10 protein-coding genes are annotated in these 15,054 nt (G+C 75.5%); 5 read left to right on the plus strand and 5 right to left on the minus strand.

The window, feature by feature from the left end:
• Window positions 1–31 precede the first annotated feature (31 nt).
• The gene (locus tag IG64_RS12280; RefSeq protein ID WP_037855040.1) at window positions 32–457 is read right to left on the minus strand and encodes a pyridoxamine 5'-phosphate oxidase family protein; all 426 of its coding nucleotides are present in this window, start codon (window positions 455–457) and stop codon (window positions 32–34) included.
• Between the two features lie 503 nt (window positions 458–960).
• Here IG64_RS12280 and lanL point away from each other — a divergent pair.
• Window positions 961–3,804 carry a class IV lanthionine synthetase LanL gene (lanL, locus tag IG64_RS12285; RefSeq protein ID WP_107474238.1) on the plus strand — a complete coding sequence of 948 codons (2,844 nt, stop codon included), beginning with the start codon at window positions 961–963 and terminating at the stop codon, window positions 3,802–3,804.
• A 480-nt stretch (window positions 3,805–4,284) separates the two neighbouring features.
• Here lanL and IG64_RS12290 read toward each other — a convergent pair whose 3' ends face one another.
• The gene (locus tag IG64_RS12290) at window positions 4,285–4,734 is read right to left on the minus strand and encodes a DUF523 domain-containing protein (protein ID WP_037854970.1); all 450 of its coding nucleotides are present in this window, start codon (window positions 4,732–4,734) and stop codon (window positions 4,285–4,287) included.
• 260 nt (window positions 4,735–4,994) lie between these two features.
• On the opposite strand from IG64_RS12290, the gene IG64_RS12295 reads away from it, so the two are divergent.
• Complete coding sequence (locus IG64_RS12295) at window positions 4,995–7,241, plus strand: GAF domain-containing SpoIIE family protein phosphatase (protein WP_051812732.1); 2,247 nt, start codon at window positions 4,995–4,997, stop codon at window positions 7,239–7,241.
• Between the two features lie 55 nt (window positions 7,242–7,296).
• On the opposite strand, the gene IG64_RS12300 is transcribed toward IG64_RS12295, so the two are convergent.
• A complete protein-coding gene (locus tag IG64_RS12300; RefSeq protein ID WP_037854972.1) occupies window positions 7,297–7,902 on the minus strand; it encodes a TetR/AcrR family transcriptional regulator in 606 nt (201 codons plus the stop codon).
• 154 nt (window positions 7,903–8,056) lie between these two features.
• Here IG64_RS12300 and IG64_RS12305 point away from each other — a divergent pair, with 154 nt between their 5' ends.
• The 3 genes from IG64_RS12305 to IG64_RS12315 all read left to right on the plus strand — a co-directional run bounded on the left by IG64_RS12305 (window position 8,057) and on the right by IG64_RS12315 (window position 12,391).
• The gene (locus tag IG64_RS12305) at window positions 8,057–9,553 is read left to right on the plus strand and encodes an APC family permease (protein WP_037854974.1); all 1,497 of its coding nucleotides are present in this window, start codon (window positions 8,057–8,059) and stop codon (window positions 9,551–9,553) included.
• A gap of 147 nt (window positions 9,554–9,700) precedes the next feature.
• Window positions 9,701–11,272, plus strand: coding sequence for an amidohydrolase (locus tag IG64_RS12310; RefSeq protein ID WP_037854975.1), 1,572 nt, complete (start codon window positions 9,701–9,703; stop codon window positions 11,270–11,272).
• Window positions 11,273–11,611: 339 nt separating this feature from the next.
• Complete coding sequence (locus IG64_RS12315; RefSeq protein WP_037854976.1) at window positions 11,612–12,391, plus strand: SDR family NAD(P)-dependent oxidoreductase; 780 nt, start codon at window positions 11,612–11,614, stop codon at window positions 12,389–12,391.
• Between the two features lie 352 nt (window positions 12,392–12,743).
• Here the strand turns inward: IG64_RS12315 and IG64_RS12320 are convergent, their stop codons facing one another.
• On the minus strand, window positions 12,744–13,856 hold the full coding sequence (locus tag IG64_RS12320; protein ID WP_051812734.1) for a sensor histidine kinase: 1,113 nt from the start codon (window positions 13,854–13,856) through the stop codon (window positions 12,744–12,746).
• The gene (locus IG64_RS12325; protein ID WP_037854978.1) at window positions 13,846–14,586 is read right to left on the minus strand and encodes a response regulator transcription factor; all 741 of its coding nucleotides are present in this window, start codon (window positions 14,584–14,586) and stop codon (window positions 13,846–13,848) included. Before IG64_RS12325 ends, IG64_RS12320 begins: the two co-directional genes overlap by 11 nt.
• Between the last annotated feature and the right edge of the window lie 468 nt (window positions 14,587–15,054).

The raw sequence follows: 15,054 nt of genomic DNA on the forward strand, positions 1-15,054 counted from the left end.
GCCGCACGATCTTACGCCCGTCCCCGACGGGTCACACCGTTCCCAGGTCGGAGGAGACCCAGTGTTCCGGCCGCATGCGGACGACGACCTGCTCCCCGTGGTTCTTCCAGGCGAAATCGACGTAGGCGTCGACCTTCCCGGCCGGCAGGTACCTGGCCGCCATCTCCCTGAGCTGCTCGACCGTGGCGGGCGAGGTGCCGGTGACCGGGCCCTCCACCGACACGTACCGGACGGTGGGCTCCTCCCGGTCGATCATGAGCGAGAACCGGCCGGCCGCGCGGATCAGCCTGTTCTTGCGGGAGTCGAGCCCGGTCATGATCCACACCAGGCCGCCCGGCTCGTACTGGTACCAGATGGGGACGGTCAGCGGGCCCCTGCCCGCCTCTCCGTCGACCGCCAGCGCGGCCACGTGCGGCTCGGCGAGGAAGCTCTCGCGTTCTTCCCGGGTCAGCGCCATCTCGGTGTCCTCCGTGAGTTGTGGGGGTTCGTCGGACGTCCCGGTCATCCTTCCCCGTCCGGCGCGGACTTCGGCATACCGCCGGTGCCTTCTCCAGGCCGTGGCCGCCCCCGGCCGCCTGCGCGCCACCGGCGGGGGTGCCGGAACCCCGGCGGCCGGGGCACGGCCGGCGCGGCCCGGCGCCGCAGGACTGTCGCGGTCGCGTTGCCGACCGCGGCGCGCAGCGCGAAGAGAACGGGGAGGACGATCTCCACGGGCCCATCCGCCGCAAGGGAGCGGTCCCCGTTCCCGGGACGACACGGCAATACGGCAGCCGCTCCACCAAAATGGGCAATTGCGATGCCATCGTCCGTTTCCAAGACAAGACCCTTCACCGCTTCTTGATTTGCCGTTTCTTTACATGACCATATGGTTTTGGCGCACCGCCGGAGGGTGATGATCGCAGCAGTGCGTGACGAACTGGAAACGACGATCTCGGAGGCCGCAGGGTGACGTCGGGAAGCATGGACCAGGTCACGGGAGACCTGGCGCGGGCCGACGGCACGACTCGGGCCTTCGACCCCGTGGCGGTCCTCACGCCTCTGCTGCGGGAGCGCGATCGGGCTGGTCACCCTTGGCGCATCACCCGTGATCAGCTGTGGTGCCGGGTGTCGCCGGCCGGCGGGGACCTTCCCGGCCAGGGCTGGAAAATCCATGTCTCGGCCACTCCGGTGGCCGCCGCGGAAATTCTGGAAAAAGTCGCACCGGTCCTTCTCCGGAACGGACTGGATTTCAAGGTTGCGGCTTCCGCGGATCGCGTGCGTGAATTGGTTTCCCGGCAATACGACCGGGCTTCCGCGGGGAAATTCATCACGGTCTATCCGCGGGACACGGAGCGCCTTCGGGCCGTAGCGGCCGAGTTGCACGACGTGACGGCCGGGCTGCCGGGTCCGCGGATCCTGTCGGACCGGCCCTTCCGTCCGGGCAGCCTGGTGCACTACCGGTACGGAGGGTTCCGGCCGGTCCTGGTCCTCGGTGACAACGGTGTCTACCGGCCGACCCTCGTGGATGCCGAAGGCAGGCGGGTGCCCGACGTGCGCGAGCCGTGGTACACACCGCCGGCCGGGGTGGCCGACCCCTTCGAGGCGCCCCCCGCGGCCGCGGACGAGGAGCGGCCCGCCTCCGCGGCGCGGGAGGACCGGCCGGCCCGGCCCGTGGTCATCGGCGACCGCTTCGTCGTGCACGCCGCCCTGCGGCTCAGCACCAAGGGCGGTGTCTTCCGGGCGACGGACCGGCACACGGGCCGCCGTGTCGTCGTCAAGCAGGGCAGGGCGCACATCGACGCCACCGCGCTGGGCACCGACGTACGCGATCTGCTGCGCAACGAAGGGGAGATGCTCGACCGGCTCGCACCGCTCGGCCTGACCCCCGAGAAGGTCTCCTTCCTCACCGAGGACGGCCATGTCTTCCTGGTGCAGGAGCAGTTGGACGGCGTTCCGCTCCGGCTCTGGAACCTCCGGGCCCGCGCGCGCGGCGGGGCACCGGCGCAGCGGACGGTGCTGGACGTGGCCCGGCGGCTGACGGACCTGCTCTCCCGCGTGCACGCGAGCGGTGTGGTGCTCCGCGATCTGACTCCTGACAACGTTTTCGTGGCTCCGGACGGCGGACTCCGTCTCATCGACCTGGAACTGGCCGCCTGCGCCGGTGTTCCGGCCCCCGGCGGCGGCACGACGGGCTACGGCGCCCCGGAACAGCTGAACCCGGGCCCCGGCCGCCGTGCCCTGCCCGACCCCTCGGCCGACCTCTACTCGCTGGGCGCCGTGCTCTTCCTCGTCGTGACGGGCACGGAGCCGCTGCTCGCGCCCGACCGGCCGGCCGAACGGCCCGCGTGGCGCCGTCTGGAGGGCCGGCTCGCCGCTCTGGCACCGCACAGCCCCGTCGTACGCCGTCTCGCGCCGCTCGTCCTCGGCCTGCTGCACGACGACCCGCGGCGCCGCTGGTCCCTGGAACGCGTGAGGTCCTTCCTCGCCGACGGTCCGGCCCCCGGCGCCCCCCGCTCCGTGCGCGCCCCGCACGGACCGGCCGCCGCGCCCGGCGCGGACGCGGAGCGCCTGCTCCGCGACGGCCTGCACCACCTCCTGGACACCCTGCGTCCGGACGACCCCGAACGGCTGTGGCCCGCCGAAGGGTTCGCGGCCACCACCGACCCCTGCAACGTCTACTACGGCTCGGCCGGGCTGCTCGGGGTGCTGACCCGGGCCGCGCGCACCCACCCGCGGGACGCGCGGCTGCGCGAGACGGTGGGCACCGTGGCCGCCTGGACGCTGGAGCGCGCCGCGCGCGAGCCCCGGCTGCTGCCCGGACTGCACTTCGGACGGTCCGGTACCGCGTGGGCCCTGCTGGACGCGGGACTGCTGCTCGCGGACGACTCCGTCGTGGCCGCCGCCCGGGACATGGCACTGCGCGTTCCGGTCACCGGGCCGGTCCCGGACGTCGTCCACGGAACCGCCGGCGCCGGACTGGCCCAGGCGCACTTCCTCGCGCGCACCGGGGACGAGCGCTTCCGGGAGCGGACGGCGCGCTGCGCCGACGGGATCCTCGCCGCCGCCGCGGACGACCGGACGGGTCCGCGCTGGACGGTGCTCTCGGAGGACGGCCCGGCGGCCCGGCCGGTGGTCCACCACGGGTTCGCGCACGGTGCGGCCGGCATCGGCACGTTCCTCCTCGAAGCGTTCCGGGCCGTCGGCGACGCCCGGTACCTGGCCACCGCCGTACGGGCGGGTGACGCCTTGGCCGAGGCCGCCGTCGAGGACCGGGGCGCGCTGCGCTGGACGGCGGGTCCCGACGACACCGTGGCCCTGACCAACTGGTGCAGCGGTTCCTCCGGCGTGGGCACTTTCCTGCTGCGGCTGTGGCAGGTCACCGGCGACCCCCGTCACCTGCGGGCGGCGCGCGGCGCGGCCGAGGCCGTGCACGCCGACCGCTGGATGCTGCCGCCCGCCGCCTGCCACGGCGTCTCGGGCAACGCGGAACTGCTGCTGGACCTCGCGGACGCCACGGGTGAGAGCCGCCACCGCCGGCGCGCGCACCAGGCCGTGGAGGCGGTCCTGAGCCGCACGGCCCTGCGTGACGGGCTGCTGCTGCCCGCCGACGACACCCTGCGCGGGGTGAGCACCGGCCACCACACCGGTCTGGGCGGCGTCCTCGGCTTCCTGCTGCGGCTCCTGCGCGGCGGCCCGCGCGCCTGGCTGCCCGACACCCTCGCGGCGGCCCCTTCGACCGCGGTACGCGCACCAGGGCGCGGACCGTGTGACGTCCCGCTCCCGACCGGGGAGTCCGGGACCCTCACGAAAGGAGATCGGACATGACCGACAACCTCGACGAGCTGCAGCGCATGCCCCAGGAGACCGCCGCCGAGGAGGACACCCCGTGCATCCCCCGGGCCGCGGCCCAGGTCCCCACCTTCACGACGGTGTGCTGAGCGTCCTCTCCGGGCGCCGCTGACCGGGCGGCCCGTACCGGCCACGGCCGGTACGGGCCGCCGTCAGGCGCAGGGGCGGGGAGAACGGTCGCCCGGATCGGGGGCCGGACGCCGCGCCCCCGCACCTCCCGGGCCCCCGCGGCGAGGCACCGGGCCAGGAAGCGGACCGCGCGGCCGGCCGCGAACCGGGGCGTCCATGGCTCCCTCGGCCTCCGGGGAAGGACGGCTGAAAGCCGAAAGAGCGGTCATGCTCCGGGCCAGGCGTTGTTCACGGGCAGGCCTTTGCGACCAGGCCTTTCCCGTCGGCGGCCTGCTCCACCGGCAGCGCAGTCACATCCCGGGGCGGGGTCCCGCCCGGGCGGTGGAGTCACACTCCGGGGGCGGGCCGTACGGTGATGCCGTTGCGCTCCAGCAGGGCCGCCGTGACGCCGTCTCCCGGCACCGGTTCCCCGGCGAACGAGCCGTCGTACACCGTGCCGCGTCCGCACGACGGGCTGCGCGGCATCAGGAGTGCCTCGGTGCAGCCGGCGTGCCGGGCCGCCGCGAGGGCGCGCCGGGCACCGGCCACGAACTGCTCCGTCACGTCCCGTCCGGTGTCCTCCACCACCCGCGCCGTGCCGTCGAGCACGGCGTGTCCGTCGCCGCCCACCAGCTCCGCCGGCCGCCGCGGTGTCGCGAGTCCGCCCGCGACCCCCGGGCAGAAGGAGACGACGTGGCGGCCGGCCACCGCCTCCTCGGCCGCGGCCGACGCCTTGTGACGCCCGTCGAACCGGCAGGGCACCCCGCGCAGACACGTGCTGACCAGGATCGCTTCCATGCCGTCAGCCTAGTGCTGTCGTCGCACGCCCCTCGCATGCCCCTCGCATGCCCCTCGTCCGCCCGGAGGGCGGCTCTCGCGGCGTCAGATGCGTACTCCAGGGGCCGCAGCTCTAAGAGAGCGGCGGAGTGCCGGGCACTCACCCTCGTACCGGGCGCCCGTTCGCGTGGAATAGTGGAGGGGTGGGAGCCGGGCCCCGGTCCGGCGACCGGCCACGGCCGGATGTCCGGCCCCGCGGCGGCCGCAGGGTGGTGGTGCCTATGTGCGACGACTCCGCCTCGAACGGTGTCCCTGACGGCAAGGGCTCCGCCGCCGCAGCAGCCCGGCAGGGGCTCCAGGAGCTGGGCGTGTGCCTGTCCGGCGTGGTGTCGGGACTCGGCGCGTACGGCGGCGGGGTGTACCTGCTCGATCCGGCCGGGGACGCCCTGGTGCTGTCCGTGTACACCGGGCTGCCCCCGCAGTTCGCCGGGCCCTGGCGCCGGATCCGCCTGGACGCGCCGGTCGGGGCGGCCGAGGCGGCCCGCGAGCGGAAGCTGGTGTGGGTGGCCGACGCCCAGGAGATGGCCCGCCGCTATCCGCGGACGGCGCTGCTCCTGCCGTACCGCCTCGCGTTCGCCTGCCTGCCCGTCTCGGCCGCCGGCGCGGTGCACGGCACGCTCTTCGTGAACTGGGCCGGATCCCGCCCGCAGCGGCTCGAGCGCACGGAGCGTGACCGGCTGGAGGCGGCCGCCTCGGCGCTCGGCCGGGTCCTCGCGCACGCCGCGGGCACCGGGCTTCCGGTCCGTCCGGCGTCGGAGCCCCTGGTGCTGCCCGGCCCCGCGCCCGCCACGGGCGGGCTCCTGGAGGGCTCGGCGCTGGCGCGCCTGCCGGAAGGGGTGTGCGTGCTGGGCGTCGACGGCCGCGTCCTGCTCGCCACTCCGGCCGCCGCCGCCCTGCTGGACGCGTCCCGGGACGACCTGGTGGGCCGGGTGCTGTGGCGGGCACTGCCGTGGCTGGATCATCCGGTGTACGAGGAGCGGTACCGCGCGGCGGCGATGAGCCGGCAGCCGACCGCGTTCACGGTGCTGTGCCCGCCGGACCGCTGGCTGTGCTTCCAGCTCTACCCGGACGCCTCCGGCATCACGGTGCGCATCACCGACGCCGGCCCCGACCCCCGTCCGGCCGGCCCGCCCCACGCGGCGGTGCCGATCCACCGCCCGGGCGGGACCCCGGCGCCCGCGCGCCTGGACGGCGTCTACCACGTGCTGCACCTGGTGGGCGCCCTGGCCAACGCGACGGGCGTACGGGACGTGGTGCGTCTGGTCGCCGAGGAGATGCTGCCCGTCTTCGGCGCCGCCCGCGCGGTCCTCCTGGCCCTGGAGGGGGACGGACGGCTGCGCGTGATCGGCGCGCACGGCTACCCGTCCGACGTCCTGGGGCGCATCGACCGGCCGCCCGCGGGCGCCGAGACCCCTGGCACCCGGGCCCTGGCCACGGGCGCGCCGCTCTTCCTGGAGAGCCGCCACGAGATGGCCCGGCTCTATCCGCGGCACGCGGCGCTCGGCCACGGTTGCGCCTGGGCGGTGCTGCCGCTGCTCGCTGCCGACCGGGACGTCGGCGCCTGTGTCCTGGCGTACGACCGGCCCCGCCGCTTCCTGCCCGAGGAGCGCGCCACGCTCACCGCCCTGGCCGGTCTCATCGCCCAGGCGCTGGCACGGGCCCGCCGCTACGACGACGCCAGCGGCCTCGCCCGCGACCTGCAGGACGCCCTCCTGCCCCGCCGGCTGCCGCGGATCCACGGCCTGGAGACCGCGGTCCGCTATCTGCCGGCGGCCGAGGGCATGTCCGTGGGCGGCGACTTCTACGACCTCATCGCCCTCGGCCACCACCGGGCCGCCGCCGTCATCGGCGACATCCAGGGGCACAACGGGCCGGCCGCCGCGCTGATGGGCCAGATCCGCACGGCGGTGCGCGCCCACGCGGCGAGCGGCGCCGATCCCCGCCGGGTCCTGGCCCTCACCAACCGGCTGCTCACCGCGCTCGACACCGAACTGCTGGCCAGCGCGGTGTACTTGCGCCTGGACCCGCGCCGCCACCGCGTCCTCCTCGCGCGGGCCGGGCATCCCCACCCGCTGCTGCGCCATCCGGACGGCCGGGTCGAGGCCCTGGACCTGCCGGGCGGTCTCCTGCTCGGCATCGACCCGCGGGCCGCCTACCCGCACGTGCGGCTGTGCCTGCCCGAAGGAGCCGTCCTCGCCCTGTACACGGACGGGCTCACGGAGCTGCCCGGCACCGATCCCGACCGGGCGCTGGCCACGCTGGCCGACCGTCTCGCCGCCGCCGGGACGCCGGGCGCACCGCTCGACGAGATCGCCGATGCCCTGCTGCGGGACCACCGCCCGGGAGCCGACGACACGACCCTCCTGCTGCTCCGGGCCACGCACCGTGCCCCCGGTCCGCCGCCGCGGGCGCCCGGGAGGCACCGGCGGGCCGTGCGGGAACAGGAGGGCACCGCTCCCGACGAGTGAGGGTCCGCAGCGCACCCGCGCGCGGGCGGGTGTTCTCGCCCCCGCGGTGCGCGCCTCAGCCCTCCCGTACGCGCCGTGCCGTGGCGAGCAGGCCCTCCAGGGCGAGTTCGAAGGCCTGGTCGGTGCGGCTGCCGCGGACCGCGCCCAGTGCCTCGGCCAGACGCGGGGTGGCGGAGGCGTCGGCGATCTCCCACATGGCCTCCGGTGCGGCGAGGTCGAGCGCGGACCCGAGGACGACGTTCTCCAGGGCGGTGATGACCCGCATGACGTCGGCGGCGGCGAAGCCCGCTTCGAGCAGGAGGGCGACGGCCCGTTCGTACTGGGCCAGTACCCGGGGGGCGCGCACCGGGTTGGCCATGAGCAGGGGGATGGCCCTCGGGTGCGCGGCGAAGGCGGCGCGGTAGGAGCGGGCCCAGCCCGCGAGGGCGGCGTCCCAGGGCCGCGCGTCGAGGGTCGCGGTGTCGATGGCCTCGGCGATCCGCTCGCGCACCAGCTCCACGATCCCGTCCCGGCCGTCGACATGGTGGTACACGGAGCCGGTCTGCACCCCGAGGCGCCGGGCGATCTGCGGGACGCTGAACTCGCCCTGCTCGTCGAGGAGTCCGAGTGCGGTCGCGGTGATGCGCTCCTGGTCGAGCAGAGCCGTGCGCGGGCGCCCCATGGCGTGCTTCCCCCTTCGAGGGTCTTCCCATCCGTACGAACGGAAGGTTACATTGCGGAAACCGAAAGCCTTTAGATTTACGGCTCCGGAGATCCCGCACGCCTGCCGTCCGCCGTCATCCCTCCGCGCCCGCCGCCAGAAGGGCTCTTTCCCCATGCCCGTCACCACCCCCAGCCCCCGCCCCTCCGAGAGCGCCGCTCCCCCGGCCCCGACCCTGCGCCCGGGGTCGCTCGGCACCACCGACATCGCCTTCTTCGTGGTGTCCGCCGCCGCACCGCTCACGGTCATGGCCGGGGTCGCTCCGCTCGCCATCATGCTCGGCGGGATCGGCGCCCCGGTCGGCTATCTCCTCGCCGGGATCACCCTGGCCGTCTTCGCCGTCGGCTTCACCACCATGAGCCGTCACGTCCGGGGCGCGGGCGCCTTCTACGCGTACATCACCCGCGGGCTCGGCCGCCGCGTCGGCATCGGCGCCGCGCTGCTGGCCCTGCTCGGCTACAACGGCATGGAGATCGGCGTGTACGGGCTCCTCGGCACCGCCACGCAGGACACCGTGCACGCGCTGGCCGGCGGCCACGTCCCCTGGCTGCCGGTCTCCCTCGCGGGCCTGCTGGTCATCGGCTACGGCGGCTACCGGTCCATCGACTTCGGCGCCAGGCTCCTCGGCGTCCTGCTCACCGCCGAGACCGGCATCCTGGTCCTCCTCGCCGTCGGCGTACTGGCCAGGGGCGGGGCGCACGGACTGTCGGCGGCCTCCTTCGCCCCGGGCCACGTACTGGTGCCGGGCATGGCCGCGGTGCTGGCCTTCGCGTTCGCGGCGTTCACCGGCTTCGAGTCGACCGTCATCTACCGCCGCGAGGCCCGCGACCCCGCGCGCACGGTCCCGCGCGCCACCTACCTCGCCGTCGGATTCCTCGGCCTGTTCTACGCGTTCGTCGTCTGGATCGCGATCCAGGCCTTCGGCGACGCCCAGGTCGTGCGGGCCGCGGGCGGCGACCCCGCCGGACTGTTCTTCTCCGCGATCACGACGTACGTGGGCGGCTGGGCCGCCGACGCCATGCACGTGCTCATCGTGACCAGCGTCCTGGCTTCCCTGCTCGCCTTCCACAACGCCATCAACCGCTACGGGCTCGCCCTCGCCGAGGAAGGCGTCCTGCCCAGGGCACTGGCCCGCGTCCATCCGCGCCACCGCTCCCCGTACGTCACCGGGGCCGTCCAGACCGTGCTGGGCGCCGCCGTCGTCCTCGTCTTCGCGGCCGCCGGCGCGGACCCGTACCAGCAGTTGCTGCTGTGGGTGAACACGCCCGGCATGCTCGGTCTGCTGGTGCTGCAACTGCTGGCCGCGCTGGCCGTTCCGCTGTACTTCCGGCGGGTGAGGCACCGCGAGGGCGTCCTGCGCACGGTGGTCGCGCCCGTGACCGCCGCCGTGCTCCTGGCCACCGCCATCGTGCTGGTCGTCGCGCACCTCGACCTGTTCACCGGTGCCTCCACGACGGTGAACACCGTCCTGGCGGCCGTCGTCCCGCTCGTCTTCCTCGCCGGCCTCCCGCTCGCCCGGTGGCTGCGCCGCAACCGGCCCGCCGTCTACGAACGGTTCGCCGCGGAACCGGCCGCGGAACCGGCCGGCGCCCCCGCGCCCGCCACCCTCTGAGCGGCCCCCCGGGCGGTCCTCCGAGCCACCCCCTGGCCGGACCCGGGGCGTCAACCACCTCGCTCCCGGCCGGGGTTACGGCCGACCCCCCTTCCAACCCGTTTCTCCCCGACCAGTGTCCCGCCGACCAGACCAGGAGCCCTCCGCATGCCCTCAGCCGACCTCGTCCTCACCGGTGCCCGAGTCCGCACCCTCGACGCTGAACGCCCGCACGCCACCGCCGTGGCCGTACGCGACGGCCTGATCGCCGCCGTCGGCGACGAGGACGACGTACGGCACTGGCGGGGACCCGGCACCGAGGTCGTGGACCTGGCCGGCGCCCATCTCGTGCCCGGCCTGGTGGACTGTCACAGCCACCCCGTGATGGGCCTGGAGATGACCACGGGCGTGGACCTGTCCGCCGTGCGCGACCTGGACGGGCTGCGGTCGGCGCTCGCCGCGGCGGACCGGATCGACGGGTGGGTCGTCGGCTTCGGCCTGGACCACAACGTGTTCGGCGGGCGGTCCGTGGACCGGGCCCTGATCGAGGACGTGCTGGAGGGGGCGCCCGCCTTCCTGCGCCTGTACGACGCGCACTCGGCCCTGGCGACCGGAGCGGCGCTGAAGGCGGCGGGGATCACCGGGCCGCGCGCGTTCGCGCAGCGGGCGCACCTCGCGACGGACCCCGACGGGCGCCTGACCGGGCACCTCGTCGAACACGCCGCGATGGACCTGGTCACCGCGGTCATGCCGCGGCCGTCGCGGGCCGCGCGGCGCGCCCGGCTGACGGAGCTGCTGTCCGCCATGGCGGCCACCGGGCTCACCGGTGCCCACGTCATGGACATCGGCGACCCGGACCTCGTTGGCTCCGTCGCCGAGGACACCGTCCTCCCCCTGCGGCTGCGCTTCGCCCCGTGGTGCATGCCCGGGGCGGCGAAGGAGGACCTGGAGGAACTGGTCGCGCTGCAGGGGCTCGGCGGCAGGCACTGGGAGATCGGCGGGGTGAAGTTCTTCATGGACGGCACCGTCGAGGGCGGCACGGCCTGGCTCGAACACCCCGACTGCCACGGGCAGGGCACCGAGGCGTTCTGGCCGGACCCGGCCGCCTACAGCGAGGCCGTGCGCTTCCTGGACCGCGCGGGAGTACGCACGGCGACCCACACGATCGGGGACGCGGCCGTGCGGCACGTCCTCGACACCGTGGCGGCGCTGGGCGAGGGCGCCCGCCTCACGCACCGGGTGGAGCACATCGAGTCCGTCCCGGACGACATCGTCGGCAGGTTCGCCCGGACCGGGGTCATCGCCTCGATGCAGCCGCCGCACACGGCTTACACCCGGGCCGACCGGTCCGACGAGTGGTCCGTGCGCCTGGGCGAGGCACGCGCCCGGCGGGCCTGGCGGCTGCGGGACCTGCGGGACGCCGGCGCGGTCGTCGCCCTCGGCTCGGACTGGCCCGTCGCCCACCATGACGTCCGCGCCGTCCTGGCCACCGCACGGGCGCCCCGGGGAGCGGCCTCCGAGCGGGCGGGGCTCACCGGTGCCCAGGCACTGGAGGGCTGCACCACCCACGCGGCCGTCGCCGCCGGTGAGAGTGCCGTCGCCGGGCGCATCAGGCGGGGGTTCCGGGCCGACCTGACCGCCCTGGGTGCCGACCCCGTCGAAGCGCCGGCCGACGAGGTCGCCGAGGCCCCGGTACGCCTCACGGTGACCGGCGGCCACATCGTGCACCGGGGGGCGTGAGTCCCCGTCGGCGCCCGCAGCGGTGACCGGCGGGCACGCGGTCGGAAGGTGAGGCGGTCGGCGGTGTGCCGCCGGGGGGCGGCCGCGGCCCCCGGCGGGCGGTGACCGGTGCCGGGCGCGGGCGCGGGCTCCGGGGCGGGGCGGCCGGCCCGCCGAGGCGCGTCGGCCCCCGTCGGCCCACCGTGTCACGTCGCCGGGAGGCGGCGGACGGTCCCCGTGATCCTGGTCCCGCCACGACCAGGACCACGGGGACACTGGCAGGCCGCGGCGCCCGCGCGCAGGGTAGGGCGGTGAAAGCCGTCGAGGCCTCCGGCCTCACCCACCCGTACAGGAGCCGTCATGAGCAAGCTGGCACTCGTCACCGGAGCCACCTCCGGCATCGGCAGGGCATTCGCCCGGCGTCTCGCGGGCGACGGGCACGACGTGATCGCCGTCGGCCGGCGCGCCGACCGGTTGGCGGAACTGGCCGCCGGCTTCCCCGGCGGCCGGGTCCGTCCCGTGGTGGCCGACCTGTCCACCGGCGACGGTGTGGAGGCGGTCGCCGCCCTGTGCGCCGGCGAACCGCTGTCGATGCTGGTCAACAACGCCGGGGTGGCGCACTACATGCCCTTCGCGGACCTCCCCGCCGAAAAGGCGCGCGAGCTGCTGCACGTCAAGGTGGTCGCTCCGACGCTGCTGACGCGTGCCGCGGTCCCCGGGATGCTCGCCCGCGGCGCCGGCGCGATCGTGAACGTGGCCGGCATGATCGCGTTCAGCGGGCCCGCCCCGGCGGAGCAGATGCCGCGCCGCGCGGTCTACGCCGGGACACTCGCCCACCTCGTCACCATGTCCCAGGTGCTGCACGCCGAGCTGAGCGGGACCGGGGTCCGCGTGCAGGTCCTGTGCCCCGGCGTGGTGGCGACGGAGTTCCACGAGCGTCAGGGCCTCGACCTCAGCGCCGTTGCCCGGATGTCGGCCGAGGACGTGGTCACCGCCGGTCTGCGCGGTCTCGAACTGGGCGAGGTGGTCTGCGCCCCCGGTGTCGAGGACGACCGGCTGCTGCGCGCCGTGTCCGAGGCCCAGCTCGCGGCGTTCGGCGCGCAGAGCCCCCGTCTCGCGGAGCGCTACCGGCCCGCCTGAGCCCGCGGATCGCACCGCGTGACGTACCGGGGAGGACCGGAGAGGGCCGGGGAGGACGGGGGGCAGGGAGGACCGGAGGGGGACGGGGACGGTCAGGGAGGACCGGACGGGGACGGGGACGGGACGGTCGGGAGGGCCCCACGGTCCCGCCGCGGGGACACCCCTCAGAACGCGGCGCTGACCCCGCCACGAGGGGCCCCGGCTCAGAGCTGCGAACGAAACGGGTGCCCGGCCCGCACGCTCGCGGTGTTGCCGGAAGGCCCCGGTGACTCCGCCGCAAGGACCTTCCGACGACCTTGCGCCCGCACGCGCCGGACCCGCGAGCTGATCGGACCCCGTTTGTTCGCGGCTCTCAGCCGGCCGCCGGCAGGCGGACCTCGAAACGGCAGCCGCCGGGCACATTGCGTACCGTGGCCCGGCCCCGGTGGGCCTCCACGATGCCGCGGACGATGGCCAGCCCCAGACCCGCTCCGGCCGGCGGGGTCCGGGCGTCACTGCCCCGCCAACCGGTCTCGAACACGCGCGGAAGGTCCTCGGGGGCGATGCCCCCGCAGCCGTCGGTCACCGACACGACGACGTCGTCCGCCTCCCTGTGGGCCGCGACGGCGACGGCCCCGTCCGCGGGCGTGCGCCGGATGGCGTTGACGAGCAGGTTGGCCAGGACGCGGGACATCTCACGGCCGTCGACCTCCACCGGCACCGGCTCCACGCCCTCCCCCACCAGCCGTACCCCGTGCTCCCTGGCCAGCGCGCCCGCACCCGCGATGGCGTCGCCGACGAGGTCGTACACCGACATCCGGGTCCGGTCCAGGGTGAGGACGCCGGCCTGGATGCGGGAGAGTTCGAACAGGTCACCCACCATGTCGCTCATGCGCTCGACCTCCGCGCGGATCCGGGCGTGGTAGACCCGCGGGTCGTCGGCCAGGCCGTCCTCCAGCGCCTCGGTCATCGCCTGCAGACCGGCCAGCGGGGTGCGCAGGTCGTGGGAGATCCAGGCGACCAGCTCGCGCCGCGAGGCCTCCAGGGCGCGCTCCCGCTCCCGCGAGGCGGCCAGCCTGGCGCTCGTCGCGGACAACTCACGGCTGAGTTCGGCGAGTTCGGCGACGGGCGGCTCGGCGGGCGGGGTGAATCCGCCGTCGTCGCCGATGGCGCGGGCGGCCCGCGCGAGGGCCCGGCTGCCCTTGACGACGCCACGGCCCAGGACGAGCGCCACCGCCAGCGAGACGACCGCCGCCATGGCGCACACGACGGTGACGACCCACAGGTCGTGGTCGGACAGGAGCATCGCCGACGACACCAGCAGGGTGCCCGCGAACATCGCCGTCACGGTGACGGCCGCGACCACCGCCAGCGACAGCGCGACCGACCGGTGGCGCAGCAGCCTGAGCGCCACCGCGCCGGCCAGTCCGGCGGCCGCCGCGCCGATCGCCGCGTACAGGGCGATGAGGAGCATGTCACCGGCCATCACGCGCCCCGCTCCCGCCCGGTCCCGGCGGCGCCGGAGGGTCGAAGCGGTAGCCCACGCCCCACACCGTGCTGATCAGCCGGGGGCGCGCCGGGTCGTCCTCGATCTTCTCCCGCAGCCGCCGTACGTGCACGGTGACGGTCGACAGGTCGCCGAACTCCCAGCCCCACACCTCACGCATGAGTTCCTCCCGGCCCGTGGCCCGGCCGGGGTGCCGAAGGAAGTATTCCAGCAGGTCGAACTCCCTCGCGGTCAGCGGCAGTTCGGATCCGTCACGGGTGGCGCGCCGGGCGGGGCGGTCGAGGACGAGCGGGCCCGCGCTCAGCCGGCCCCCGGCCGCGCCGCCCCCGGCCGCCGCGCCCCCGCTCGCTGCGGCGCGGCGCAGCACGGACGTCACGCGCAGGACCAGCTCGCGCGGGCTGAAGGGTTTGGTGACGTAGTCGTCCGCGCCGACCTCCAGGCCGAGGATCCGGTCCTCCTCCTCGCCTCGCGCGGTCAGCATGATCACGGGCAGCGGGCCGTCGCGGCGCAGCCGGCGGCAGACCTCCAGTCCGTCCATGCCGGGCAGCATGAGGTCCAGGACCACCAGGTCGGGCGGCCGGGCGGCGGCCCGTGCCACGGCGGCCGGACCGTCGGCGGCCACGTCGACCGCGAAGCCCGCCCGGTTCAGATACCCGGCGACGACCTCGGACACGGTCGGGTCGTCGTCCACGACGAGTACGCGTTTCACACCAGCGAGTCTGGCACCGGTACCGCCGCTCCGGAGACCGTGCGGTGACGGACGTCAGCGATCCGTAAGCGCACGGCAGCGCGCTCGGCGCGCCGTGAGGCACCGGTCCTGCTCAGGATTCCGCCCGGGCCGCGGAAGGCACCGCGAGCGAAGGCGGGCTTGCCGTCGGGCGTCCCGTCCTCGGTGTCGGCCACCGCCTGCCTCCTCGCCTCTGCCCCGCACCGGTCACGGCACACCGCCCGCAACCCGGTGCACCGCCCTTGCGGGTACCGCGCCGGGGCCCGGGCCGAACGCCGGATCCGCCGGAATCTCCCACGGTCCCGCCACCGTGGCGGCCGACGAGCCGGTTCCCCCCGGCGGACGCGTGCGCCGCACACCGCCGTACCGCCGGCGCCTCCCGGCCCCCGGCCCGGCCCCCGGACTCCGCCTCCTCCCCGCGGCTCCGACCCACCGCCCCCTCCCCCCCCC

Source organism: Streptomyces sp. NRRL S-340, assembly GCF_000720185.1.
In the GTDB taxonomy this organism is placed as follows: Bacteria; Actinomycetota; Actinomycetes; order Streptomycetales; family Streptomycetaceae; genus Streptomyces.